Origin of the sequence: Acinetobacter sp. 40AMC3-4, from assembly GCF_049898185.1 — a bacterium.
Lineage (GTDB): Bacteria > Pseudomonadota > Gammaproteobacteria > Pseudomonadales > Moraxellaceae > Acinetobacter.
Genome location: NZ_JAFCXG010000003.1, coordinates 73,614 through 99,638, shown reverse-complemented (window position 1 = coordinate 99,638; position 26,025 = coordinate 73,614). Strand labels below are relative to the sequence as shown.

General features: G+C 43.8%; 27 protein-coding genes. 16 read left to right on the top strand and 11 right to left on the bottom strand.

Annotated features, from left to right (window positions below; translation table 11 throughout):
- The first annotated feature begins 12 nt into the window (after window positions 1–12).
- Complete coding sequence (gene crcB, locus ACP7BU_RS05355; protein WP_005101255.1) at window positions 13–393, top strand: fluoride efflux transporter CrcB; 381 nt, start codon at window positions 13–15, stop codon at window positions 391–393.
- Window positions 394–482: 89 nt separating this feature from the next.
- On the opposite strand, the gene ACP7BU_RS05350 is transcribed toward crcB, so the two are convergent.
- Both ACP7BU_RS05350 and ACP7BU_RS05345 read right to left on the bottom strand, forming a co-directional pair.
- Entirely contained in the window at window positions 483–734 is a 252-nt protein-coding gene (locus tag ACP7BU_RS05350) for a type B 50S ribosomal protein L31 (RefSeq protein ID WP_004732342.1), read from the bottom strand.
- A gap of 96 nt (window positions 735–830) precedes the next feature.
- Window positions 831–2,129 (bottom strand): ABC1 kinase family protein, encoded by a 1,299-nt coding sequence (locus tag ACP7BU_RS05345; RefSeq protein WP_005248249.1) that lies wholly within the window; start codon window positions 2,127–2,129, stop codon window positions 831–833.
- Window positions 2,130–2,416: 287 nt separating this feature from the next.
- Here ACP7BU_RS05345 and ACP7BU_RS05340 point away from each other — a divergent pair, with 287 nt between their 5' ends.
- Entirely contained in the window at window positions 2,417–2,623 is a 207-nt protein-coding gene (locus ACP7BU_RS05340; RefSeq protein WP_004281552.1) for a DUF1737 domain-containing protein, read from the top strand.
- A gap of 42 nt (window positions 2,624–2,665) precedes the next feature.
- On the opposite strand, the gene ACP7BU_RS05335 is transcribed toward ACP7BU_RS05340, so the two are convergent.
- Entirely contained in the window at window positions 2,666–4,024 is a 1,359-nt protein-coding gene (locus ACP7BU_RS05335) for an MATE family efflux transporter (protein WP_085064902.1), read from the bottom strand.
- Window positions 4,025–4,063: 39 nt separating this feature from the next.
- Complete coding sequence (locus tag ACP7BU_RS05330) at window positions 4,064–4,522, bottom strand: DMT family transporter (protein WP_425879449.1); 459 nt, start codon at window positions 4,520–4,522, stop codon at window positions 4,064–4,066.
- Window positions 4,523–4,648: 126 nt separating this feature from the next.
- Here ACP7BU_RS05330 and hemW point away from each other — a divergent pair, with 126 nt between their 5' ends.
- The 3 genes from hemW (at window position 4,649) to ACP7BU_RS05315 (ending at window position 6,925) form a co-directional block, all read left to right on the top strand.
- Window positions 4,649–5,803 carry a radical SAM family heme chaperone HemW gene (gene hemW / locus ACP7BU_RS05325; protein ID WP_425879451.1) on the top strand — a complete coding sequence of 385 codons (1,155 nt, stop codon included), beginning with the start codon at window positions 4,649–4,651 and terminating at the stop codon, window positions 5,801–5,803.
- 172 nt (window positions 5,804–5,975) lie between these two features.
- Window positions 5,976–6,284 (top strand): hypothetical protein, encoded by a 309-nt coding sequence (locus ACP7BU_RS05320; protein WP_425879453.1) that lies wholly within the window; start codon window positions 5,976–5,978, stop codon window positions 6,282–6,284.
- A gap of 41 nt (window positions 6,285–6,325) precedes the next feature.
- Entirely contained in the window at window positions 6,326–6,925 is a 600-nt protein-coding gene (locus tag ACP7BU_RS05315) for an HNH endonuclease (RefSeq protein WP_425879455.1), read from the top strand.
- Between the two features lie 80 nt (window positions 6,926–7,005).
- Here ACP7BU_RS05315 and ACP7BU_RS05310 read toward each other — a convergent pair whose 3' ends face one another.
- The 5 genes from ACP7BU_RS05310 to hemF all read right to left on the bottom strand — a co-directional run bounded on the left by ACP7BU_RS05310 (window position 7,006) and on the right by hemF (window position 11,997).
- Window positions 7,006–7,215: a cold-shock protein gene (locus ACP7BU_RS05310; RefSeq protein WP_004281542.1), complete on the bottom strand. Its 210-nt coding sequence runs from the start codon at window positions 7,213–7,215 to the stop codon at window positions 7,006–7,008.
- 374 nt (window positions 7,216–7,589) lie between these two features.
- Window positions 7,590–9,413, bottom strand: a complete 1,824-nt coding sequence (locus tag ACP7BU_RS05305) for an acyl-CoA dehydrogenase C-terminal domain-containing protein (protein WP_004281541.1) — start codon at window positions 9,411–9,413, stop codon at window positions 7,590–7,592.
- A gap of 398 nt (window positions 9,414–9,811) precedes the next feature.
- On the bottom strand, window positions 9,812–10,600 hold the full coding sequence (gene aroE, locus ACP7BU_RS05300) for a shikimate dehydrogenase (RefSeq protein WP_425879458.1): 789 nt from the start codon (window positions 10,598–10,600) through the stop codon (window positions 9,812–9,814).
- A gap of 99 nt (window positions 10,601–10,699) precedes the next feature.
- On the bottom strand, window positions 10,700–10,906 hold the full coding sequence (locus tag ACP7BU_RS05295; protein WP_004281539.1) for a hypothetical protein: 207 nt from the start codon (window positions 10,904–10,906) through the stop codon (window positions 10,700–10,702).
- A gap of 134 nt (window positions 10,907–11,040) precedes the next feature.
- Window positions 11,041–11,997, bottom strand: a complete 957-nt coding sequence (gene hemF / locus ACP7BU_RS05290; RefSeq protein WP_425879460.1) for an oxygen-dependent coproporphyrinogen oxidase — start codon at window positions 11,995–11,997, stop codon at window positions 11,041–11,043.
- A 238-nt stretch (window positions 11,998–12,235) separates the two neighbouring features.
- Here hemF and hemN point away from each other — a divergent pair, with 238 nt between their 5' ends.
- A complete protein-coding gene (gene hemN, locus ACP7BU_RS05285) occupies window positions 12,236–13,609 on the top strand; it encodes an oxygen-independent coproporphyrinogen III oxidase (protein ID WP_425879462.1) in 1,374 nt (457 codons plus the stop codon).
- Between the two features lie 138 nt (window positions 13,610–13,747).
- Here hemN and ribA read toward each other — a convergent pair whose 3' ends face one another.
- Window positions 13,748–14,350 (bottom strand): GTP cyclohydrolase II, encoded by a 603-nt coding sequence (gene ribA / locus ACP7BU_RS05280; RefSeq protein WP_425879540.1) that lies wholly within the window; start codon window positions 14,348–14,350, stop codon window positions 13,748–13,750.
- A 308-nt stretch (window positions 14,351–14,658) separates the two neighbouring features.
- On the opposite strand from ribA, the gene dxs reads away from it, so the two are divergent.
- The 8 genes from dxs (at window position 14,659) to ACP7BU_RS05240 (ending at window position 23,581) form a co-directional block, all read left to right on the top strand.
- Window positions 14,659–16,569 (top strand): 1-deoxy-D-xylulose-5-phosphate synthase, encoded by a 1,911-nt coding sequence (gene dxs, locus ACP7BU_RS05275; protein WP_425879464.1) that lies wholly within the window; start codon window positions 14,659–14,661, stop codon window positions 16,567–16,569.
- Window positions 16,570–16,683: 114 nt separating this feature from the next.
- The gene (locus ACP7BU_RS05270; RefSeq protein ID WP_004281534.1) at window positions 16,684–17,514 is read left to right on the top strand and encodes an inositol monophosphatase family protein; all 831 of its coding nucleotides are present in this window, start codon (window positions 16,684–16,686) and stop codon (window positions 17,512–17,514) included.
- 552 nt (window positions 17,515–18,066) lie between these two features.
- On the top strand, window positions 18,067–19,941 hold the full coding sequence (locus ACP7BU_RS05265) for a DEAD/DEAH box helicase (protein ID WP_004281533.1): 1,875 nt from the start codon (window positions 18,067–18,069) through the stop codon (window positions 19,939–19,941).
- 405 nt (window positions 19,942–20,346) lie between these two features.
- On the top strand, window positions 20,347–21,165 hold the full coding sequence (locus ACP7BU_RS05260; RefSeq protein WP_191111855.1) for an ABC transporter ATP-binding protein: 819 nt from the start codon (window positions 20,347–20,349) through the stop codon (window positions 21,163–21,165).
- Window positions 21,162–21,941, top strand: a complete 780-nt coding sequence (mlaE, locus tag ACP7BU_RS05255) for a lipid asymmetry maintenance ABC transporter permease subunit MlaE (RefSeq protein ID WP_005108586.1) — start codon at window positions 21,162–21,164, stop codon at window positions 21,939–21,941. Before ACP7BU_RS05260 ends, mlaE begins: the two co-directional genes overlap by 4 nt.
- A complete protein-coding gene (locus tag ACP7BU_RS05250) occupies window positions 21,941–22,618 on the top strand; it encodes an outer membrane lipid asymmetry maintenance protein MlaD (RefSeq protein ID WP_195725547.1) in 678 nt (225 codons plus the stop codon). Before mlaE ends, ACP7BU_RS05250 begins: the two co-directional genes overlap by 1 nt.
- Before the next feature lie 18 nt (window positions 22,619–22,636).
- On the top strand, window positions 22,637–23,275 hold the full coding sequence (locus tag ACP7BU_RS05245) for an MlaC/ttg2D family ABC transporter substrate-binding protein (RefSeq protein WP_004281529.1): 639 nt from the start codon (window positions 22,637–22,639) through the stop codon (window positions 23,273–23,275).
- 15 nt (window positions 23,276–23,290) lie between these two features.
- On the top strand, window positions 23,291–23,581 hold the full coding sequence (locus ACP7BU_RS05240; RefSeq protein ID WP_004281528.1) for an STAS domain-containing protein: 291 nt from the start codon (window positions 23,291–23,293) through the stop codon (window positions 23,579–23,581).
- A 252-nt stretch (window positions 23,582–23,833) separates the two neighbouring features.
- Here the strand turns inward: ACP7BU_RS05240 and ACP7BU_RS05235 are convergent, their stop codons facing one another.
- Window positions 23,834–24,847, bottom strand: coding sequence for a CorA family divalent cation transporter (locus ACP7BU_RS05235; RefSeq protein ID WP_004732304.1), 1,014 nt, complete (start codon window positions 24,845–24,847; stop codon window positions 23,834–23,836).
- 152 nt (window positions 24,848–24,999) lie between these two features.
- Between ACP7BU_RS05235 and ACP7BU_RS05230 the strand changes: the two genes are divergently transcribed.
- A complete protein-coding gene (locus ACP7BU_RS05230) occupies window positions 25,000–25,590 on the top strand; it encodes a TIGR00730 family Rossman fold protein (protein ID WP_004732303.1) in 591 nt (196 codons plus the stop codon).
- 30 nt (window positions 25,591–25,620) lie between these two features.
- Window positions 25,621–26,022, top strand: a complete 402-nt coding sequence (locus tag ACP7BU_RS05225) for an NUDIX hydrolase (protein WP_004732301.1) — start codon at window positions 25,621–25,623, stop codon at window positions 26,020–26,022.
- The last annotated feature ends 3 nt before the right edge of the window (window positions 26,023–26,025 follow it).

The following is a 26,025-nucleotide window of genomic DNA, read 5'->3' as shown; positions in this document are numbered from 1 at the left end:
CAGGAAAAAAATATGGGCTGGCTTTGGGTGGCAATGGGTGGGGCAATCGGTGCCAGTCTGCGTTATGCAGCCGGACTTTGGCTGTTCAAACCACAAATGCAATTTCCTTGGCCCACCTGGTGGATCAATATTCTGGGCTGTTTATGTGCCGGGATTTTTTTTGCCTGTAGCCAAAAGTATCCAGTACTCCAACAAGAAGCTCGTCTGTTTTTAATGGTGGGAATTCTCGGTGGTTTTACCACATTTTCCAGTTTCGGTCTGGAAAGCTTTTTGTTATTCAAGCAAGGTGCTATGGGCCTAGCGCTGTTATATGCATTATCCAGCTTAATTGTCGGCATTATTGTTCTGGCGCTGGGCTTTTATTTAACTTCAATCGTATTGGCACAGAGTTAAAATAAGCGCATAAAAAAGTCAGGAAATTGGAGGTCATTTCCTGACATAAACCACGATTTAAATCTTAAGATAACTGAGGGTTTTCGGTTTTAGCCCCGTTTAAAGCGGCCAAAACGTTTGTTAAAGCTTGCCACACGTCCTTCATTGCTGGTCTGACGTTGCTCACCCGTATAGAAAGGATGTGATGCACTCGAAATATCTAGTGTTACATAAGGATATGTTTTACCTTGATATTCTTTAGTTTGGCTCGAGTTCATCGTGCTGCCAATCACGAAATAGGCATCGGCATTGGTATCATGGAATAACACTTCACGATACTCGGGATGGATATCTGAACGCATATCTAACTTCCTCATGATTCTTGATTAAATGTTATAATGTAACATTTGATATTTCAAGTAATCTAGGGTTACAGCGTGTAAGCCTATCGTCTCAACTTAGCTTCGACTCGGTACCAGTTCTTCAAATACATCACTTAAATCATCATGTACTTTGAGATGAATCAGGTTCCAGTATTGTCCTGAAATTGTGCGATTCACCATCAAGGTATCAGGAGAGGGCTTAAATACATCCCAATATTTCAACGAAGGTTTCAGCAACTCCATCCCATCATGATGCGCTGAGTTTTCGGCAAAATCATAGTCAGTGACCAGAGGACGCATGAGCACTTCCAGCCACTGTTCATATAATTCTTTCGGGAATTTTCCAGTTTCAGTCAAGGAATGCAGCGCATCCAGCTGTTGCTCGATCACGGGAATATTCTTCTCGCGTGCAGCATGGATCAGTTCCCTAAAATGTCCAATCACTTCAGTCGATAAGGTTTTGACGCCACCATAGTCATAAACAATCACAGAGCCATCTTCACGAAATGCAAAGTTGCCTGGATGCGGGTCACAGTGAAAGCGTTTCAGATAAAAAATTTCCTGACCAATGGCGCGGAAGAGGCGGCGGCCTAAAGCATTTCGGGTTTCGAGTGGCCAAGTGCTGGCAGTTTCGATACTTTCACCAAGCTCTTGGCTTAAGGTCAAAATATGTCGCGATGAATACTCATGAAACACTTTCGGAATCACAATTTTATTGTCCAGAGGCTCATGGAAGGCACGGGCGATTTCCAGATTCTGGGCTTCAATTTCATAGTTCAGCTCATTGTCCAGACTGTGCTGAATTTCTTTAAATAATTGATCTTGAAGTTTACGGTCAATCTTTAAGACGCCCATCATGCGCAGTGCCAGACGAACTTGTTTCAGGTCGCTTTCGCAGGCTTCATCCACACCAGGATATTGTACTTTGACCACAACTTGCTGGCCATTCGGTAGGGTGGCTTTATGCACCTGACCAATCGAGGCCGCGGCAAATGGCTGCTCATCAAACTGCTGGAAAAGTTGCTGTAAAGGTTTACCCAATTCTTTTTCCACTTGTGCCTGAATTTCTTTAAACGGCATCGGTGGCGCCTGACGCTGTAACTTGGCAATGGCTTTAGCGACTTCGGGCGGGAAAACATCTTTATATTGAGAGGCGATCTGGCCAACTTTCATGACTGCGCCTTTCATTTCCCCCAAGGTATCCGCAATCTGCACACCAATATCCTGAAATAATTTACTGCGCGCAGTGTTTTTCTGCTCGTCATCGGCAGTTAAATTTTTAATGGAATTGGAGAGGGTTTTACCTGCAATACTTGCGGTCATTCCGGCAAGTTTCATAAAGCGACGACCGGGTGTGCTAGCCGTTTTTGCCATGCGAGATTCCTTGAAACCAACTATGAATGGATGTATTTGATCATAGGTGACAACGGTTCAATTGCCTAGATTTAATTGTAGAGGTTGTGTTGTGATTTCCTTCAGCTTCTCCATGTTTAATGCATCATCTTTGATTTGTTAAAAGATTTATCTTTATTGCTTGCGTTTAAACTATAAGAATATGCCGGAATCCGTCATCGTTTTAGATAAGACCGAGTACTAATTCTGAATGTTGTTTTATAGCTAAAAGCTTAGAATAAACAGAGTATAGTAATGAAGAAAATTCAATGAAAGTCTATCGATATTTTACCGGGAAAGATGATGTACATTTTTGTGCGCGGGTGACCCGTGCCTTAAATGAAGGTTATGAGCTATATGGTTCACCCACCATGACTTTTAATGGTACGGATGTAATTGTGGGGCAGGTGGTGATTAAAGATGTAGTGGATGAATCTGAGATTCCACAAGGATTAAAAAATGCGCTGGATCTTTAATCTCAGCGCATTTTCTAGCTTAAATTAATCAAATAAAAGTGTTTAGTTGTTTAGACTTAAGCGTTTATTATTGCCATATAAACGGCCCAATAAAAGTATACAAGCTACGCTGAGGCCTACAATCAGGCCAACCCAGACACCGGCGGCGCCCATGTCGGTAAAGCGGGACAAATACACCCCGACCGGGAAGGCGATGACCCAGTAAGCCAGCATGGTAATCCACATTGGCCCCTTGGTATCCTGCATGCCGCGCAGACAACCTGCCGCACTGATCTGCCAGGCATCCATCAGCTGATAGGCAATGGCAAACAGAATCAGATACACCGCAATTTGGGTCACGATCAGATCTGAGGTGTAGAGTGCTACGATTTCATTGCGGAAAACCCAAAGCAGAATCATGGTCAGGATCGCCAGAATAGTGGCAGTAATCAGGCCGAGATATTGTACTTTACGCATGGCTTGCCAGTTCTGTTCACCATAGTAGGTGCCAACCCGAATGGTCAGGGCAATCGCCAGTGACATGGGAATCATGAACAGTTGTGAAGTGACAGAAATAGCAATCTGATGGGCAGCGACAATGGTCTCACCCAAAGGACTCAGCACAATTGCAGCAGTACTGAAAATACTGACCTCAAAAAAAATTGCCAATCCGATTGGAAAGCCAAGCTGTAAGATGCGCTTCATCCATTCCGGGTTGATTTTTTCCCAATGGGTAAAAGGCTGGGTACGTTGATAGGCCTTATTTTTAAAGATATACAACGCGAGGGTGATGACCATTAGCCACTGTAAAATCGCCGTGGCAAACCCACAGCCTGCACTGCCTAGGGCCGGAACAGGGCCAATACCATACATAAAGATATAGTTCAGCGGAACTAGCAAGACCAGCGCCAATAAACTAATCACGGTCACCGGACGCGGATTTCCAATCGCTTCAGAATAGCCGCGTAAGGCCGCATACATGGTTACCGCTGGCATACCAAAACCAATCGCATGCAGAAATAAACCGGCTTTAGGTTGTAAGCTTTCCGGTACACCTAAAAGTGGCAAAGTGGCCGGCAAGAGTTGCAAAATCAAGCCGGCAATTACCCCAAGAATCAGGGCAACCCAAAGCGATTGACGTGCAATGGTGGCAATTTTTTCAGGTGTGCGTGCGCCATTGGCCTCAGCAACCAAAGGCGTCGTGGCAATCATAATGCCACTAAACAGCAGCATCACCGGAATCCAGAGTCCTACTCCGACGGCAATCGCGGCAAGATCGGTAGCAGACAGGTGACCGGCCATAATGGTATCAATCAGACCCAGACCAGCCTGAGAAAATTGGGTCACCAGAATGGGTAACATCAGATGAAACAGTTTTTTTAATTCAAAACCAAAGGTTGTGACTGGTGAAACATTCGACACAAAAATTACTCATCGTGATCATGTGCTTAAATAGAAGGTTTAGCGTTGTAAAGTGAGAAGCACACCAATAAAAATTACCACGCCGCCTAAAAGACGTTGCCAGTTAACCGGCATTTTTTCATTACCCAATAACCCCAGATGATCGACCAGCATCGACATCACCATCTGACCAAAAATAATGAGACCGCTAAGAACCAGAAAGCCAAGTTTGGGTGCTGCATAAATGCTCATACTAATCGCGTATACACCCACGATTCCCCCTAGCCATAAATACCAGGGAACACTCATCAATTCCTGTAAACCGGGTTTGGGATTGGACTGAAAAAGTACGATTACGGCGAGCACTATTGTACCAATCAAAAAGGAAAAAAATGCAGCTTGAATAGGAGAATATAAATATTCTTTCAGTTGTATATTAATTGCAGTCTGGAGTGTCAATAAAACACCGATTGCAAAAACCAAAGGAAGTAAAATAATAAGTTGAGAAGATATTTTCATAATTTTAACTGACTAATTCTATTTAAATTTTTAGACATATCACACGATCAAATTTAATTTTAGCAGTGTTGCCGCCTAGTCATGTTAAAATTCGGCTATATCTTGTAATCGTTTTTGAGTAGTTCTTTGGCTGAATTGAATCCTGCTGCTGTCCCTTTGTCCTTATATATTCATATGCCTTGGTGTGTGCGCAAATGTCCTTATTGTGACTTCAATTCGCATGCGGTTCCGGATGGTCAGCTATCACTGGAATTGGAACAGGAATATTTACGAGCACTGGTGGAAGACTTTAAAACTCAGGTCGATTTTGCCCAAGGCCGGCAGATTCACAGTGTCTTTATTGGTGGGGGGACGCCGTCACTGATTTCTGCCCCAGGCTATCAATGGTTATTTGATCAGCTCAAAGCCGTTATTCCCTTTGCCGAAGGCTGTGAGATTACGCTGGAAGCCAATCCCGGTACGGTCGAACATGATCCGTTTGCCGGTTATTTGCAGGCCGGCATTAATCGTTTGTCAATTGGGGTGCAGAGTTTTAATACCGAGCATCTCAAGCGTTTGGGACGGATTCACAGCAATGAAGATGCGATTTCTGCCATTGGGCTGGCACGTGAAGCTGGCTTTCAGCGCATTAACGTCGACTTGATGCATGGTTTACCGGAACAGACTTTAGAACAGGCTTTACATGATTTAAAACTGGCGGTAGAACAGGGTGCTACGCATATTTCCTGGTATCAGTTGACGATTGAACCCAATACGGTATTTTTCCGGACTCAACCGATTTTGCCTGTCGATGAAGTATTGGAAGATATTCAGGAGCAGGGTGAGCTTTATTTAAAAGCCCAGGGTTTTGTCAACTATGAAGTTTCGGCTTGGCGTAAAGAACTGCCTTCAGCGCATAATCTGAATTACTGGCAGTTTGGTGATTATCTGGCAATTGGCGCCGGAGCACATGGCAAAGTCACTCAGCCGGATGGCGTGTATCGGTTCCAGAAAACCCGTCTACCTAAGGACTACTTAGCCAAAGTACCTGCAGAACATGTGCAGTTTAAGCGCATTGAAGATGCCGACCTGTCTTTTGAATTTATGATGAATGCCTTACGTTTAAATCAGGGTGTGGAAGCCAAACTCTATGCTGAACGTACCGGTTTGAGTCTAGATACTTTAGATGAGTTACTGAGTTCTTTACGTGATAGAAAATTAATGGTCGATGATCAAGATCGGCTTTCATGTACCGAGCAGGGGCATATCTTTTTAAATTCGGTACTGGAAGAATTTCTTTAATTATTTAATTTCCCCATTGTTCTAAAAGAAACCCTAATAGGATTCTATTGGGTTTTTTTATTGCCTTAAATAAAATGCCTAAATTCTGATTGACGCTTTCTTAGAGAGAAGTTTTCTGAGAATATTCAAAGATTAAATTAAATGAATATTATAATTTCTAGAGGGTGGGCAGGTGGATACATTATGGGATTTTCAACAGCTGGATTTAACTAATACCCGATTCTTTATTTTTGATAGTAAAAGTGATCATCTGGTTTATAAAGATCGGGACTTTAAAGAATATCATTGGGATCAGTCTAAATATAATCGAGTCAGGGAAGGGGATTTCTTTTTATATCGACGACCGCAAAAAGCCTCTGAAATTAAAAATCAATTCTATCTTTATGGTGCAGGCCGTATAGCCAAGATTATTGCACCTACTGTACTGCCATTCCTCAAAATCATCAAAAACGCCGAACCAAACCGGTCTTTGCGAAAGTGATCGATGGTATACGTTTTATAGATCCTATTCTGCAGTCCGATTTGGAAGATTTTCAATGGACTTTTAAACCACGCGGAAATACTTGGGAACATTTTTTTCAACAATATAGCATGAATGAGATCACGGCAGATGATTTTTGGCGATTACTTAAATTAGCAGGAATAGGCGAAAAACAGGATGCTTTGTTAGATACGCATTTACGTCAAGAAATCCTCGATTATAGTGTTGAAGATCAATATGCCAATGTAAAAGTTCGCGGTTCGCCACACCAGCAATTTGCTTTACAAGTTAAACTTAATTATCAATATCAATGTGCGATCTCTGGTATTAAGACCAAAGCCTTTTTAGTGGCTTCTCATATCGTACCTTGGTCTGAAAATCAGGTACATAGAAAAAATCCGCGTAATGGAATTTGTTTATCTTCTTTATTGGATCAAGCTTTTGATCAAGGATTTATCACGCTAGATAAAGGGCTTAAAGTGTGTCTTGCGAATCAAGCCAAGCAAGATGCGAGTTTATACGCCTATTTAAAACCCTATCACGGTAAACGAATCGACGTACCAAAACGTTTTGCACCTGATCCGGTATTTTTAGCCTGGCATAGAGCACACCGGTTTTTAGATCAACCCAATAATCTTTAAAAACTAGCGCTGAATGAAAGAAATTACAGGCACAAAAAAAGCACTCTAAGAGTGCTTTTTTTTAATATCTTGCGTCTAAATTATAGAGCAACGATATTTACAGCTGTAGGGCCTTTTTGACCTTGAGCTACGCTGAAAGAAACCTTTTGACCTTCAACTAAAGTTTTGAAACCTGAACCAGTGATTTCGCTGAAATGAGCAAAAACGTCTGGACCTGATTCTTGTTGAATGAAACCGAAACCTTTAGTTTCGTTGAACCATTTTACTGTACCGTTAACTGTATTAGACATAATATAACCTATTGAATCGTATGAATTTATAGCCAAAATTTCAGATGACTAACTGTAACTTTGAAAAATAAAAAGGATGGAGCTTTTTGATCTGTAATACGAAGGTTTATGACTAAAACTGCGATACTTAAAAGAAGACTAACCAAAACAAGAATTTTTCTAGTTGGGATTATCATACCGCTTATTTTGAGATATACAAGCGTTTTATTTGGCTAATTTATTAGGATGTTGAAAAATATAAAATTAAATTTGTATATTTTCTATCCAGAAAGGTTTTTTAAGTTGAAGAAGGGCATCTACATCAATAAAAAGAGCGCCGAAGCGCCCTTTTCAAGTCAATTTACAGCTTAGTAATCGAAGCTAAAGTGTTCTGGTTAGTAATCGAAGCTAAAGTGTTCTGGCGCGAGTGCCGTCATGGTTTTAGACGGATTCACCATCGCTTCTGCATGACCTTGGGTACGTGGCAGGATACGTTCAAAGTAGAAATCAGCAGTTTTGATTTTTGCTTTATAGAACTCTGGTACTTCCGCACCATCGCCAGAAGCCAGTTTGGCTGAAGCGACTGCGGCTTGTTGTGCCCAGAAGTACGCCATCATCACATAACCGGAGAACATCAGGAAATCGACTGATGCAGAAGAAACGATGTCGCGGTCCTTACGTGCAGCCAGCATGATACGCACAGTTAGTGCATTCCACTGTGCACAGAGCTTGGTTAAATCCCAGGCAAAGCGGCGCATATATTTATTACGTGCATGCTGACCGCAGAATTTCAGGATTTCAGCAGTGTAATCACGAATCACTTTGCCTTTCGAGGTCAACAGCACTTTACGACCAATCAGATCCAGTGCCTGAACGCCTGTTGTGCCTTCATACAAGGTAGAAATACGTGAGTCACGTACGATCTGTTCCATGCCCCATTCTTTGATATAGCCGTGTCCACCGAAGACTTGCATACCGTGATTTGATGCCTCATAACCCATTTCGGTCAGGAAGCCTTTCAGGATTGGAGTATAGAACCCAAGATGGTCATCATGCTGTTCAAATGCTGCAGTATCGCCACGCAGCAAAGCATCATTCATGTTGTCGGCAATTTTTGCTGCATGATAAATCATGGCACGGCCACCTTCAGCAATGGCTTTTTGCGTCAATAGCATACGGCGGACATCAGCATGGTGAATGATCGCATCCGCTACTTTTTCCGGATCTTTTTTGCCAGACAGGGCGCGCATTGACATACGCTCTTTGGCATACGGTAAAGCACCCTGGAATGACAATTCAGCATGACAAATACCCTGAATCGCAGTACCAATACGCGCCGTGTTCATAAAGGTGAACATAGCGTGCAAGCCTTTATTCGGTTCGCCAATCAGGTAGCCAGTCGCATTGTCAAAATTCAGTACAGCCGTTGCTGAAGCGCGAATCCCCATTTTGTGTTCAATCGAACCGCAGTTCACTGGATTACGCTCGCCGATCCCGCCATCTGCAGCAGCAATAAATTTCGGTACGATAAACAGAGAAATCCCTTTGGTACCTTGCGGTGCATCCGGAAGGCGTGCCAGTACGATATGTACGATATTTTCAGTCAGGTCGTGCTCACCTGCGGAAATAAAGATTTTGGTGCCTGAAATGGCATAGCTGCCATCTTCTTTCGGCTCTGCTTTGGTCTTAACTTGACCCAAGTCAGTACCACATTGCGGCTCAGTCAGACACATGGTGCCCGCCCAAGTTCCTGCAACTAAGTGAGGCAGATACGTGTTTTTCTGCTCATCGGTACCATATTGCATGATAGTGTTGATACAACCCACACTTAAACCCGGATACATCTGGAATGACCAGTTTGCAGTCCCCATCATTTCCGATTTGATCAGGTTTAAAGACATTGGCAGGTTTTGGCCACCAAATTCTTCAGGATAAGACAGACCTTGCCAGCCACCTTGTACGAACTGGTCGTAAGCTTCTTTAAAGCCTTTCGGTGTTTTTACTTCGCCATTTTCAAAATGACAGCCTTCTTCATCACCGCTTTGATTCAACGGCGACAGTACATTTTCACAGAAATCTGCAGCGCCTTCTAAGATCATATCTACCGTGTCGGCATCGGCATATTCACCATTCGACAAATTCTGGTAGTGCGCAGGGTAGTCAAGCACTTCATTCATAAGGAAGCGAATGTCGTGTAAAGGGGCTTTATATGCTGGCATGCGTTTAATCCTGATTGAAATTAGTTTTGGATTATCTGTATCGATTCTTTGATTATTCACATTCGGGATAAAAAAACATTGATGAATTCAGTGAATAAAAATGTCAGAAAAGCTAATCGATTTTTAAGACTAATGAATGAAATCATCGAATTTCATCATTAGGTGTTTACATTACAGGAAGATTAAAAACTTGTTATATCAATGGAATTTAATGAGTTAAAAGGTGATTTGTCCAGTATATTTTTGTATGAATTGTGCTCGGATTCAGGTGGCAAAATAACTCATTTTAAAATGTCATTAAAACCAATCCATGGTTTTTCAGCTTATAAAAAGTAGTAGGAGGGAAGTAAAGGGTTGCAGTTGCAACCCGAACTGAACTCATTAGAGAGATAGGGGTTTTAAAGAAACTCTTTTAAATCCGGTTTGATACCATTCCAGATGTAAAAAGATTCAATTGCTTGACCGACCAGCATGCCAAAACCTTCAGATGTCGGTACACCGCGTGCCTTGGCTTGATCCAGAAAGGAAGAAGGTTTGCCATAGGCCATTTCATAGGCCCGTTTAAACTGTAGCGTTTCCGGTAAAACCAGGGCATCACCGCTGAGACTGGCAGAAGTGGCATTAATCATCAAATCAAATTCACCGGCTAAAGTGTCTAGTGAAATCGCCTGTAATTCGACTTGCGGTACGGCATTCTGAAGATCAGCGACCAGTTGTTCCGCCCGTGCCAAGGTACGATTGGCGATCACGATTTTTTTCGCACCTGCCTGGGCTAGGGGATAAATTACACCACGCGTGGCACCGCCTGCACCAATAATTAAAATATCTGTATTTTCCAGTGGCCAATCTAGTGCTCGAATTGCTTCAACCAGTCCCTGACCATCGGTATTGTCGCCATGCAGGACACCATTTTCCATCCATAAAGTATTCACTGCTTTGGCAATTTTGGCCCGTTCACTTAGCACCTGACATTGGGTAAAAGCCTGTTCTTTAAAGGGTACGGTGACATTCATGCCGCTACCACCCTGGCCAAAGAATTCCTGAATATCGGCTTTGAAACCATCCAGTGGCGCCAGACGTTTACTATAATTCAGGTCGACACCAGTTTTGGCTGCAAAGGCGTGGTGCAATTCTGGAGAACGTGATTGTTCAATCGGGTTACCAATCACGGCAAATTGTTTGCTCATTTCACAATGTCCATGTGCGGAAATGGCCATCAATATACGTGAAAAAGCGCAGGGACTAAAGCTTGCGCGATTTTAAATTGCTGCTAAGTTATCAGGTTTTTAGGAACTACAAATATCCATAATATGTTCCGCAAACATCAGCGCCATACTGAGAACAACCCCAAACCCAGTCAGGATACTCACCAGAATAGCGGCACCATCCAGAATCAGATTATGACTCAAAATTGCAGTACTCATCGCGCTGATGGCGAGAGCCAGAAAAAGCCAAAAGGCCAACACAGGTAGATTTAATTGAAGATTATGCATTGTTATTCTCACTAGACATCAAATGGAATATGATCGATGTAGCGATAGGGTGCCGCGATCAAATCAGGTATTTCTATGCAGCAGTATAGAGGATATATCTATTAAAACAGCCCTCTATTTGAGGGCTGTTTGTATCATTTCATTGCATTGAATTTTAATTCTGTTAACCAGTCATGTGGTTTCAGGTAGTAATCTGTTAAACGTTTTTCCGGTGAGCCTTCATCCCATTCAGGACGATAAGACCATCCGGTAAGCGGGGGCAGGCTGACCAGAATCGATTCAATCCGGCCACCAGTCTGCAAGCCAAACAGGGTGCCGCGGTCATAAACCAGATTGTATTCCACATAACGGCCGCGACGGTATAACTGAAACTCGCGTTGTGCTTCGGTATAAGGCTTATCCTGATTGCGTTGGAAAATCGGCAGAATGGCTTCTAAGTAACCATTGCCTACAGCCTGTATATACTGGAAACAGGTTTCAAAATCCCATTGATTTAGGTCGTCAAAAAACAAGCCGCCAACGCCTCGCTGTTCATCACGATGTTTTAGATAAAAATAATTATCACACCATTGTTTATGTTCAGAATAAACTTCTTCGCCAAATGGCACACACAGATCATGCGCCGTTTGATGCCAGGACAATACATCTTCATCATTCGGATAAAATGGGGTCAGGTCAAAACCACCACCAAACCACCAGATCGGATCTTGGCCTTCTTTTTCTGCCACAAATAAACGCACGTTGGCATGCGAAGTCGGTATATTCGGGTTTTTTGGATGGATGACCAGTGATACCCCCATCGCTTGCGCTTTGGCACCGGCAATATTGGGATGGCGTTCGGTCGCAGAAGCAGGTAGCTTGGAAATGTTGATGTGAGAGAACATTACCCCACCTTTTTCAATCACCGTACCATTTTGCAAAACACGTGAACGGCCACCACCACCTTCTGGACGCTCCCAGTCATCGATGATAAATTCGGCCGTACCGCCGCCAGCACGTTCCTGCTGTTCTAATGCTGCACAAATCCGTGCCTGCAAGTCGAGGAGAAATTCACGAACGTGTTGAATATCCGTAGATGTAGGATGCTGCATCAGAGCCCTCGTAGGGAAATAAAAAACTAACGACATCAAAGCATAAAATCAGTCAAAGATTAAGGTCTAATTTGGTGATGCAATTCATCAACCCAGACATTACATTCCACTATTCATAAGCAGAATGCATCATTAAATCCGACTAAATGGCTAGGTTGAATTCTTTTTTCAAGCTTAGCACAATAACTCACAAGCGCTCATTGGCTTGAGCATTTCTCGACGGTAATAGGTGGGTCTCATGTCGGTACAGGTCAATTCCCTGATTCAAAAATACAATGTTCCCGGGCCACGCTATACCAGTTATCCCACTGTTCCATATTGGGAAGAGCAGAATTTCTCACTGGAACAATGGAAGCAAACGCTAAAAAAGTCTTTTGCAGAATCCAATCAAAACGAAGGCATTAGTCTGTATATCCATTTACCATTTTGCGAAAGCCTGTGTACCTTTTGTGGTTGCCATAAGAGAGTCACAAAAAAACATGAAATGGAACAGCCTTATATTCAGGCGGTATTAAAAGAATGGGATTTATATTGTGAGCTATTACAAGAAAAGCCCATCATTAAAGAGATTCATTTGGGCGGGGGGACGCCGACCTTTTTTTCAATGGCGCATCTCGCTCAACTGATTCAAGGCATTCTGGCCAAAGCTGACATAGCGCCTGTACATGAATTCAGTTTTGAAGGCCATCCTAACAATACCACACGTGAGCATTTGCAAGGATTGTATGATCTGGGTTTTCGTCGGGTCAGTTATGGGGTGCAGGATTATAATGAAACCGTGCAAAAGGCGATTCACCGGATTCAGCCTTATGAAAATGTTAAACAGGTGACCGAATGGGCACGTGAAATTGGCTATGAGTCAATTTCCCATGATCTGGTCTTTGGTCTGCCATTTCAGAGTCTGGATGATGTTTTAAATACTATTGAACAAACCAATTCGCTCTTGCCGGACCGTCTGGCTTTATATAGCTATGCACATGTGCCCTGGATTAAAGGTAATGGTCAGCGCGGTTTTAAAGATGCCGATGTGCCCAAAGATGCGATCAAACGGGAATGCTATGAAGAAGGTAAAAAGAAGTTACTCGCGCATGGTTATCATGAAATTGGCATGGATCACTTTGCTTTAGAAAAAGATGCGATGTACCAGTCCTTTCAAGCTGGAACATTGCACCGCAATTTTATGGGATATACCGCCTCTAAAACCCAGGTGATGATTGGACTCGGGATTTCTTCGATCAGCGATAGCTGGTACAGCTTTGCCCAGAATGTGAAAACCATTGAAGAATATTATGAATGCCTGGCGCGCAATGAAATTCCGGTATTTAAAGGACATGTCTTAAATCAGGAAGATTTGATCATCCGGCAACATATTCTAAATTTGATGTGCAGCTTTAGCACCTCATGGGAAAATTCCGAGATGCTTTTCCCTGAAATTGATGAGGTTTTGGAACAGCTTGAGGAAATGGCACAGGATGGTTTGATTCAATTTTCAGACTCGTCAGTCACGATTCTGGAGAAAGGGAAACCATTTGTACGCAATATTTGTATGGCTTTTGATTTACGTTTAAAACGACGGATGCCTGAGAACCGGATTTTTTCCATGACGATTTAATCTTCCCCTAACTCCATTTTTAAGAAAAAGAGGGAAAGCCTCCCTGAGCAAGACTTAAGTATGGCTTTAAGTCGAAGCGCAAGAAAGGGAGGTTTGGAGGGATTAAGTTAAAATAAGGTGGGACGGGGGTTAAAAATATTAAAAATCTTCTTTCTGATAAAGATGTGCCATGCGTTCGTGCTTGGTCTTAAGATATTGTTCATTAAAAGGATTTAAGCCTACAGTCAAAGGCACACGATCGACCACATTAATCCCTTGGGCTTTTAAAGCCTCGATTTTGGAAGGATTGTTGGTCACAAGACGTACTGCTTTGACCTGTAAATGATCCAGCATAATGCTGCACATATCATATTGGCGTGCATCTGCTGGCAAGTTCAGCATGAGATTGGCATCGACCGTGTCATGTCCCTGATCTTGCAGGGCATAAGCGCGAATTTTATTGGTCAGGCCAATGCCACGACCTTCCTGACGCAAATACAGAATGACCCCGCGGCCCAATTCATTGATCAGTTTTAAAGTCGCTTGCAATTGCGGGCCACAGTCGCATTTGAGTGAAGCAAAGGCATCACCGGTTAAACATTCAGAATGCACACGCACCACTACAGGCTCATCTGATACTTCTTCAAGTCCTTTGGAAAGTGCGACATGTTCTTCACCGGTCTTAGGGTCTTGAAATACAGTAATTTTAAATTCACCGTGAGCGGTAGGTAATCTTGACGTTGCGACAAATTCGATTGGCACAGCTGAACCCGTTAAATCCTGAAATTGGCTAAAGTATAGCGTAATGCTTGAACATTGGTAGAATTGCAAAGTCGAAATTCTGCAATAGATTTTCTTTTTTGTAGAAAGCGAACGATAATAGTTGATAAATAGTAAGATTATTCAGGATAATCGTAGGCTGCAATTTTTCACCCCGACGAGATCATTGTTTAATATTGCATCGCTAGAAGCGTAGCTGAATTGAAGCTGCTACAATTCAGCTATATGATCGGGTACTCCCCATTGACCTAGCTTTAGATTTGCCAGGCTTTAGAAGGCTTTGCCATAATATGCTGTATACAGAAATCCCAACTCAACGCCCTGTAACACCGTTGCTTGATGCGATCAATCATCCTGAGCAACTGCGTGCACTCGAGCAAAGCCAGCTGGAACAAGTGGCGGATGAGTTACGTCAATTCATTTTGTATGCTGCCGGGCAAAGTGGCGGACATTTTGGTGCCAACCTCGGTGTAATTGAGCTCACCGTGGCCTTACACTATTGCTTTAATACGCCACATGATCGCCTGATCTGGGATGTAGGTCATCAGGCCTATCCGCATAAAGTGTTGACTGGTCGTCGTGAACAGCTCACCACCATTCGTGCCAAAGACGGTCTGGCAGCGTTCCCGGCTCGTGAAGAATCTGAGTTTGATACTTTTGGGGTAGGGCATTCTTCGACGGCAATTTCTGCTGGCCTAGGTATGGCGCTTGCACGTCGTTATCAGAATAATCCGTGTGAAGTTGTGTCAATTATTGGCGATGGCGCCATGACGGCAGGTATGGCTTTTGAAGCCTTGAATGATGCCGTGGCACACAGTGCTGATCTGATGGTGGTGCTGAACGACAATGATATGTCGATTTCTTGCAGTACCGGTGGTTTTGCCAAACATCTGGCTGCCATTTGGGAGCGCGGTGAGTTCGTTAATGTTACCGAGCAGGGTGAGGCATATGTACAGCCACATCCAGAATGGTTGTATAACTCGCGTTTGCACAGTGCAGCGACCGATGCTGCAGATAACTTATTCCAAGCCATTGGCTTTGACTATTTTGGCCCGTACGATGGTCATGATGTCAAACAGCTGGTGCATGTCTTTAATGCGCTGAAAAAGCGTAAAGGCCCACGCCTGATTCATATCTATACTAAAAAAGGCAAAGGCTTTGCTCCGGCAGAATCCGATCAAATCAAATATCACGCGATTAGCAAAATCAACGCCGTTGCCGCCAGCAATACTGCACCGAAATATTCGGATGTATTTGGACAATGGCTTTGCGATGAAGCGGCACAAGATGCCCGTTTGCTCGCAATCACACCTGCGATGTGCGAAGGCTCAGGCATGGTCAAATTTGCCAAAGAATATCCAGAACGTTTCTTTGATGTCGCGATTGCCGAACAGCATGCGGTTACCTTGGCTGCCGGTATGGCTTGTGAAGGCTTGAAGCCGGTGGTTGCAATTTACTCGACTTTCCTGCAACGCGGTTATGATCAACTGGTACATGACGTGGCTTTGCAGAATCTGGATGTTACTTTCGGTATTGATCGTGCCGGTCTGGTTGGTGAAGATGGCCCGACGCATGCCGGTGCTTATGACTATGCCTATATGCGTACTATCCCGAATATCGTGATCATGGCGCCGAAAGACGAAAATGAATGCCGTCAAATGCTGCATACAGCGTATTTGTATCCAGGGCCGGCAGCGGTACGTTATCCGCGTGGCAATGGACTGGGCGTCGATATCCAGCAAAAGATGATCGAGATTCCGATCGGTCAGGCGGAAATTGTGGCCAGCTTTAATGGGCAGTATGATGAATATATTTCTATACTGGCATTTGGTAGCCGGGTACAGGCTGCAGTCGACGCTGCTGAAGCATTTGCCGTGAAACATGAGATTGGCGTGCGTGTGGTTAACATGCGTTTTGTCAAACCACTGGATACTCAAATGCTCGATGATCTCGCTTTAAGCACCAGTCTGTTTGTCACGGTGGAAGAACATGCAGTGATGGGCGGTGCAGGTAGTGCCGTGAATGAATATCTGGCAGAAGCACAGATTGTCAAACCGATGTTGAATCTGGGTCTGGATGATACGTTTATGGCGCAAGCGACCCATGCACAGATGTTGCAGCAAGCGGGTCTGGATACGCAAGGCATTGAAAAATCGATCAATCAGGCTTGGTCCAGCCTGGGGCAAAGCATCTTGTCATAAGTTCTTAAAAATTTTAGACACATTTTTCCCAAAAAAGCCCCGATATTTGCTAAGATATCGGGGCTTTTATGCATTATTCTTTATCAGTGTCTTCAAATTTGTAGTGGGTGTTCAATGGAACCTATGGTGGTGATGGCTGCGCGTGCGGCTCAGTTAGTTGGTCAAGAGCTTTTAAAAGCGCATCAGAATCGTCATAAACTCGATCTACAAGTCGAAGAAAAAGGAATTGATGGTCCGGTAACGCGTGTAGATCGTTATTTGGAACAGTTGACCATCGATACCCTACGTAAAAGCTATAAAAATCACAGTTTCCTTGGTGAAGAGTTTGGCTATCAGGAAGGTAAAGGTCATGACGCCGATTGGTGTTGGGTGATCGATCCGCTAGATGGTACTTTAAACTTCATTAACGGTTTCCCGCATTTCTGTATCTCTATCGCAGTTCAGCACAAAGGCATTACTCAACACGGGGTGATTTATGACCCGGTGAAAGATGAGCTATTCTCTGCCAGTCGTGGTCGTGGTGCCATGATGAACCAGCGCCGTATTCGTGTGAATGTTAAAGACAGCCTGGAAAATACTTTTATGGCTGTTGGTCACGCTTATCGTGCCAAGCGTAATGGCGAAGTTGTGTCTTATGCCAAGAACCATTTTCAAACCCTGTTAAATGTAACTGAAGCTGGCGCGCAATATCGTCGTTCAGGTTCTGCAGCATTGGATTTAGCCTATGTTGCTGCAGGTCGTTTCGATGGTTATTTCGAACTTGGTTTAAAGCCTTGGGATATCGCAGCTGGCGAATTGATCGTAAAAGAAGCAGGCGGTACTGTAGTTGATGCACGTGGTGGTAGCGACTCTATGGAAAATGGTCAAGTTTTGGCTTGTTCAATGAAAATGCTTAAGCCTTTAATGCAAGCAGTTGTTCCTGCTTGGGGCGAAGCAGCAAAATAATCGGGTTTAGATGAATCAGATCTAATATTGAGAAAAGGCGTCCTTCGGGATGCCTTTTTTATGCACGGAAATTTAAGTCGCGAGAGACTGGTATAGGGGTATTGATGTTTGCTTGAATACTGGAAATATCAGGTGAATTGGCGAAAAGTGACTTTTTATACCATCTGTTACATTTTTTATTATATTTTAAGTATTAGAAATATATAGATAAATTGTGAATAAGGAAAATTAGTTTTAAAACTTAATGACATTGTGAAATATTCTGCTATAATTCTGCCACGCACTTAATTTCTGTTCTTTACCTGAACACTATCTTCTAATCATTGTATGCGCGTGCTGTCCATAGAGAGGACATATCCTTCGCGCCCCAATCGCTTAAGCGATTCCTTCAGGTTTGCGGCCGTAATCATGCGTGCGTTATATCCACATCGTCGTTACTCGGATCGCTGCTGAATCCTAATATTTTCAGCATTATTTGCTGTGCCGCTTTTTGCCGATGTCCATAATTGTTATTTATTAAATGGAGCACCCACTTCAGGGTGAATACTCTCTATGAGCAAAACTTTTGCTGATTTTTCCCTCGACGAATCTCTAACACAGGCTCTCGACGCTTTAGGCTTTACTACTCCTACTCCTGTACAAGAACAAGCGATTCCAGCTGCGCTTGAAGGCAAAGACCTTCTTGTGTCAAGCCAAACAGGTTCTGGTAAAACTGCTGCATTCTTACTGCCTACGTTAAATGCGTTGGCAAACCAAGATACATTAGTACCGTTTAAAGACCGTATGAAAGCGGTTACTCAACCGAATATTTTGGTGATTTCACCGACTCGTGAATTGGCACAACAGGTATGTCAAGACGCAATCGCATTTGTACGTCACATGAAAGGTGTTCGTATTGCAGCAATCATGGGCGGTATGCCTTTTGGTAAACAAATTCAACAGTTGAAAGGCGCGCAAGTTGTTGTTGCAACTCCAGGTCGTCTACTTGACTTGGTGAATCGTCGTCAAATCAAATTGGATAAAGTTGACGCGTTAATCGTCGATGAAGCTGACCGTATGCTTGACCTGGGCTTCTCTGAAGACTTAGAAGCAATTGGTGAGTTGGCTGCAAACCGCAAACAAACTCTTATGTTCTCTGCGACTTTTGCACCACGTATCATTACACTTGCAGAACGCATGATGAATGATCCAATGCGTATTTCGATCGAAACTGGTCACTCTACAAATACTGATATTACTCAGACTTTGCATTGGACTGACGGTTTCGAGCACAAGAAAAAACTTCTTACTCACTGGTTGAACGAAGAAGACGTTGATCAAGCAGTTGTATTTGCGTCAACTCAAGAAGACACAGATATGTTGGCTGAAGAACTTGCTGAAGCAGGTCTATCAGTTGTAGCGCTTCACGGTGCTATGCCACAAACTGTTCGTAACCGTCGTTTACGCAGCATCCGTGAAGGTCGTGCGAAGATCTTGGTTGCAACTGACGTTGCAGCGCGTGGTCTTGACGTACCAACTATTTCACACGTCATCAACTTCGGTCTTCCAATGAAGAATGAAGACTATGTACACCGTATCGGTCGTACAGGTCGTGCGGGTCGTACTGGTAAAGCCATTACTTTGGCGACTTACCGTGAACGCGGTAAAATCCGTGCTTTAGAAGACTTCCTTGATGCGCGTCTAAACGTATCTGAAATTGAAGGTCTTGAGCCATCTCCACCTCCTGCACGTGGTAGCCGTGATGGCGCTGGTCGCGGTCGTGGCCGTGATGGTGGTCGTCGTGATGGCGGTCGTGGTGGTTTCGGTGGCGGTCGTCGTTTTGAAGGCGAAAGCAACTTCAAACGTCGTGAAGGCGGTGATGATCGTCCACGTCGTAGCTTCGATGACAAACCTCGTGGCGAACGTCCGGCATTTGGCGAAGATCGTCCACGTCGTGACTTTGGTGATCGTCCAGCTCCACGTCGTGAAGGCGGTTTCGGTGATCGTCCACAACGTTCGTTTGATGACCGTCCAAAGCGTGACTTCGGTGATCGTCCAGCTCCACGTCGTGAAGGCGGTTTCGGTGATCGTCCACAACGTTCGTTTGATGACCGTCCAAAGCGTGACTTCGGTGATCGTCCAGCTCCACGTCGTGAAGGTGGTTTTGGTGACCGTCCTCGTTCTAATGATGACAACCGTGGCAACCGTGTAGATTATAAACCAGCTCGTGAAGGCGGTTATGGTGATCGTCCAAAACGTGATTTTGGTGATCGTCCTGCTCCACGTCGTGAAGGCGGTTTCGGTGATCGTCCAGCGCGTTCATTCGGTGATGACCGTCCAAAGCGTGATTTCGGTGATCGTCCAGTACGTCGCAACTTTGATGACAAGCCACGTGGTGAACGTTCGTTCGGTGGTGAAGATCGTCCACGTCGTAAATTTAACGACTAATTCAGTCGCTAGATGAAGATAAAAAACCGGTAGAAATACCGGTTTTTTTATGCATTGAGTTTTTTGCTTTTTAACGTAAAATGTCTACTAAATCATATTTTGTCAGGGTTATGATAATTATTAATATGAAAAGCTTAGCTCTTCGATCTCAATTGATAGAGGTGTATATGCCATATATCGCATTGACTTTGATTTTGTGTAATATTATCTATTATTTATACAGTCTTTTTAATTAATCAATGTACCTGACTAAATCTTAAGTGCATATTTTTATTATAAAAAATACGAAACAATCCATTATTGTCATTTTTTTATGATATTAAACCATCTTTTTCAACTGCTAACATTTTGAACTTCGTTCCTTTATAGTATGCATGCTGAAAAAATGCAGGAATAAACTCAGCTATGAAAAATCAAACAGCGCGAGATACTCAATCTCTGATTGAAGTCAAGAATCTAAGCTTCAAGCGGGGTGAGCGCGTGATTTATGACGACGTGAGTTTAAATATTCGTCGTGGGCAGATTACGGCCATTATGGGACCATCCGGTACTGGTAAAACCACCTTATTAAGACTGATTGGTGGGCAACTGGTTCCTGAGCACGGTCAGGTTTTATTGGACGGCAAAGATATTGCCACGATGTCACGTTCCGAACTTTTTTCAGCACGTGCACGGATGGGTATGTTGTTTCAGAGCGGTGCTTTGTTTACCGATATGAGCGTGTATGAAAATGTCGCATTTCCGATTCGGGCACATACCAAATTGCCGGAACATCTGATTAAGGAAATCGTGGCACTGAAGCTGGAATCAGTCGGTTTACGTGGTGCAGAACAGATGATGCCATCTGAACTATCCGGTGGTATGAACCGACGCGTGGCTTTGGCCCGTGCGATTGCGCTGGATCCTGAGCTGATCATGTACGATGAACCCTTTGCCGGACAAGATCCGATTGTGATGGGCGTTTTGACTCGTCTGATCCGTTCATTACGTGAAGCACTGGACTTAACCACGATTGTTGTCTCGCATGATGTTGCAGAAACTTTATCGATTGCAGACTACATCTATGTGGTGGCAGAAGGCAAAATTCAGGGCGAGGGCACTCCGGCAGAGCTGAAAGCGCATCCGTCTGCTTTTGTACAGCAATTCCTGACCGGTTCGGTAGAAGGTCCGGTGGATTATCAGTTTAGTCATCAAGCTTATTTAAGTGATGAGGTTCGTTCATGAATGCAATTGCCGCATTAGGTAGACGCGTTATTGAACGTGTACAGGGGATTGGGGTCGCAACCCTGATGCTGTTGCAGATTTTATTTTCCATACCGACCTGGCTTGGCGTAAAGCTGTTTATTTATCAGATGTATCGGGTTGGGGTATTGTCCCTGCTGATTATTGTGGTTTCTGGCCTGTTTATTGGGTCTGTGCTTGGTTTGCAGATGTTTAGCATCTTGTCGACCTTTGGTAGTGAGTCGATGCTAGGAACAGCAGTCGCGCTGACCTTGCTGCGTGAACTGGCACCTGTGGTCGCTGCTTTGCTGTTTGCAGGACGTGCCGGTTCAGCCTTGACTGCGGAAATTGGTCTGATGAAAGCCACTGAGCAATTGTCCAGTATGGAAATGATCGGCGTCGATCCATTAAAACGGGTAATTTCGCCTCGTCTTTGGGCAGGGATTTTTAGCTTGCCAATGCTTTCCGTCATCTTTGCCGCAGTCGGGATTATGGGCGGCAAAATGGTCGGGGTGGATTTTCTGGGTGCCGATGAAGGCGCTTATTGGAGCGGCATGGAAAGCAGTGTGCAATTCTATAAAGATGTCTTGAACGGCACCATTATTAAAAGTTTTGTATTCGCATTAATTTGTACCTGGATTGCGGTGTATCAGGGCTATGCCTGTGTCCCGACATCAGAAGGTATTGCAACTTCTACAACGCGTACAGTCGTGTATTCTTCGCTGTGCGTTTTAGGCTTTGACTTTGTGTTGACTGCGGTCATGTTCGGAGGTGTTTAATGAAATCACGTACTAGTGAGCTGGCCGTTGGTGTTTTTGTTATTTTGTTTGGTATTGCCTTATTTTTCCTGGCGATGCGTGTCAGTGGCCTGGTCGGACACAATATTTCCGACAGCTATAAAATGACAGCGACTTTTGAAAATGTAAATGGGATCAAGCCGCGTGCCAAAGTGGCATTGAGTGGTGTGAAAGTGGGGCAGGTGGATGACATTACCCTGGATCCAGTGACGCGTCTGGCAACCGTGCATATGACCCTGGATGGCTCATTGACCTCATTTAATGCTGAACAGTTAAAGCAGGTTCAGCAGGAAGCACTGGAAGAGTTACGTTATAGTTCGGACTATACTGCGGCTGCACCTGCGCAACAAAAAGACATGGAAAAACAACTGTTAGCTAACATGAAATCCATCACCAATATTGATGAGGATGCTTATATTATGGTAGCGACCAATGGGTTATTGGGTGAAAAATACCTGAAAATTATTCCAGGTGGTGGTCTGAACTATTTGAAACGTGGTGATCAGATTGCCAATACCCAAGGCACCATGGAAATTGAAGATTTAGTGACGAAGTTCATTACTGGCGGTGCCGGTAAATCGTCGGATAGTCAAGAAACTACCCCAGAACAGGCGACAGTTTCAGAATCGACTGATGCAGAACCTGCATTTGTTGAATAATAGATTGAGGAGATTTCAGTGAAAACTTTAGTAAAACAAACGCTTGCAGCAAGCATTCTTTCCACAATGGTTGCTGGTACAGTGTTTGCTGCACCGTCTGAAGCACCACCTGCTTTTATTAAAAAAGTGGCAGATGGTTTGATTGAGCGCCTCAAAGCTGATAATGCAAAATTGCAGAACAATCCGGCGCTGGTAAAAGCGATTGTCCGCCAGAATCTGGATCCATACATTGATTCACAGTCTTTCACGCGTATTGTGATGGGGACTTATGCGACGAACCAGTATAGTACTGCTGCACAGCGCGCGCAGTTTGAAAAGAATTTCCGTGAAACGCTCATTGAAAATTATGGTTCTGCATTTTCCAAGTTTAGTAATCAGACCTATAGCGTGCGTCCATACAAGGCCAGCAACAGCAAAAACCCTGTTGTAACCATCGACTTTAATAATAAAGGCGAGAAAATTCCGGTAGCGTTTCAGCTGGTGGACAAAGGCTCACAATGGAAAATCCGCAACATCAACGTATCGGGTATCGATCTAGGTTTGCAATTCCGTAACCAGTTTGCTGCGACAGTAAAACGTAATGGCGGTAATATAGATAAAGCTATTGCTAACTTCAAACCGGATGCAGAAGCTGCAATCGACAAGAACAAGAAATAATCAGATAGGTGAGCCGTGATTGTATTCAAGGATCAGGAATTGCAGGTTTCAGGCAAGATTGACTATGCCAATGCGCAGGACTATTACCTAAATGGTCTGCGTGTGGTTCAGTCACAGAGCAAGTTTCCGCTTGTGGTTAATCTAGCTGGGCTTGAAAGTGGTAGTACTTTGGCTTTGGCAGTATTGGTGCGCTGGTTGCGCCAGACGCCTCAAGCGCAAGGACTACAGTTTAAAGCTGTCCCTGCTAAAATGATGAATATCATTCAGGCCTGTCATTTACAGGATGATTTACAGATCATTCAGTAAATAAAAAAAATAAAAAAGCACCGAAAGGTGCTTTTTTTTATTGTTGATACATTTTAAAAGTAAATTCCTTCCTTTATCAAAAGGACGTTAGGAAGGATTAAAATATGACCTCACCCTAACCCTCTCCTAAAAGGAGAGGGAACTTCCTCTCTAAATTTATGGATAGAAATGATATTTTTAAAAACTACTATCTCAATAAATATTGGAAGTCCTCTCTCCCTATGGGAGAGAGTTAGAGAGAGGGTGAAGAAATTAAATCCACTTCTTCCATCTAAAGTAAATCAATGGCCCGATCAAAAAGCCGATCAAAATAATACTGACCATAATGAAGCTCATGGAGCCTTGTGCAAAAGGCAGAACTTCGGTATTCATGCCATAAATACTGGCAATGAGCATCGGCGGTGCAAGCATACTTGGCAGGATCGAGAATCGACGAATCGTATCGTTCTGTTCCGTGTTAATGAATCCGGACGTGGTATCGAGCAGGAAGCGCACTTTCTGGAACAGGAAGGCATCATGCTCCACCAGCGAGCGCACATCTTCACTGAGTTCTCGGATATCCGCATCATAAATATGACTGCCCAAGGCGCGTGGACGAGACAGGAAAGTCAGAACACGACGTAAATCGATCAGACAGAGCTGCGCTTTACCAAGCATATCTTCCAGTTGAGCTAGCCGGGTAATCATGTCATCCAGATCGAGAATCTGCTCGCGATGGCGGTTATTCAACACTTCAGTTGAATATTTCTCTAAATCTTTATGTACATCTTCCAGAATGTCGGCCAGCTCATCCAGTTTGGCTTCGAGCAGGCCCAATAAAATCCAGGTCGGATCTTTATAATCGATTTCATAATCATTGCGGCGCGCACGGGCACGGAAGGCACGAAAGGCCACCAGCTTTTCGCCACGCAAGGTAAAAAGACGGTCCTTATGCAGAATGAATGCTACGGTTTGTACCGTCGCCAGCATGCTGGATTCATCTTCGTTTTCATTCTCGACCTGATAGTTTTTATTTTTGGTTAAAAAATAGGTGCTGATATGCAAAATACCGTCATCATCACGGTAAAATCGGGCACTAGAGGAGATATCTTCCAGCGATTTTAAGGTCGGTAAGTTTTGCGCATAGGCATCTAGAATCCATTGCTGCTCTTCTTGTGAAGGTGCAATCAGATCAAGCCATACTAAATCTGGATGCAGGTCGAAATCACCATTAATCGTGATATCTTCTAAGCTACCGCGCTCTGTGGCGTAAAAGGCTTCAAGCATGCTGTCTTTTCTCCCTGGCGCAGTATGTGAATTGGAATGGGTGTATTTTAGACAAGGAATTGAATAAAAACACTGATATTAAGCAGTTATTTTTGGAAAAAGCGCGCTTGCAGCGATTTCGTACAATATAGCGTCAATTGGAGAGTGAAATGATGAATTCTATTGCAATTTTTTGTGGTTCAGCACTGGGCTCGGATCCTCTCTATGCCCAGATTGCCGAAAAGGTTGGCCAAACCTTGGCAGCAAGGCATCAGACGCTGGTCTATGGCGGTGGTCGTTCTGGCTTGATGGGAATTATCGCTGATAGTGCTTTGGCTGCTGGTGGCAAGGTGATTGGCGTAATTCCAAGACAGCTGGTCAATCGTGAGCTGGCGCATCCGCATATTACCGAGCTATTTGTGGTCGATAATATGCATGAACGTAAAACCCGCATGTCGGAACTGGCACAGGGATTTATTGCCATTCCGGGTGGTGCTGGAACCCTGGAAGAAATTTTTGAACAATGGACCTGGGCACAGTTGGGAATTCATAAAAAGCCTTGTGCTTTTTTAAATGTAGATGGTTTTTACGATGATTTACTCAAATTTATCCATATGACGACTGAGAAAGGTTTTACCAAAGCGCGCTTTAGCGATGCTTTAATTGTGAGTGATAATCTGGATGATATTTTGCGCCAGTTTGAAAGTTATCAGCCGCCTGAAGCGAAATGGGGTATGGTCGATCAGACCGATCTTGTAAAATAAGCTGTCCACAGCATGATTTGTAGAAAATAAATGAAAGTGATTACGGTGGCTGCAGCCATTATTTTAAATGAAGCGCAGCAACTGCTGGTGGTTCGTAAAAAAGGGACGTCCTGCTTTATGCAGGTTGGTGGCAAGCTGGAGCCAAATGAAGCACCAGAAGCAACGATGTTGCGTGAAATTCAGGAAGAAATTGGCACACAGGCACAGATTCAGCAATTCATTGGGCGTTTTGAAACCCAGACGGCGAATGAACCAGATCATCAACTGGTGAGTTATGTCTATTGGGTAAGTCTGGATCAAGCACCAAAAATTGAAGCGGAAATTGCCGAAATGAAATGGGTCGATCTGGATGAAAAAGAGCTACGACTCGCACCCTTGACCACTGAAATTGTGATTCCTTGGGTGAAGTCGCAGTTACTCGCCCAAGCTTAAATT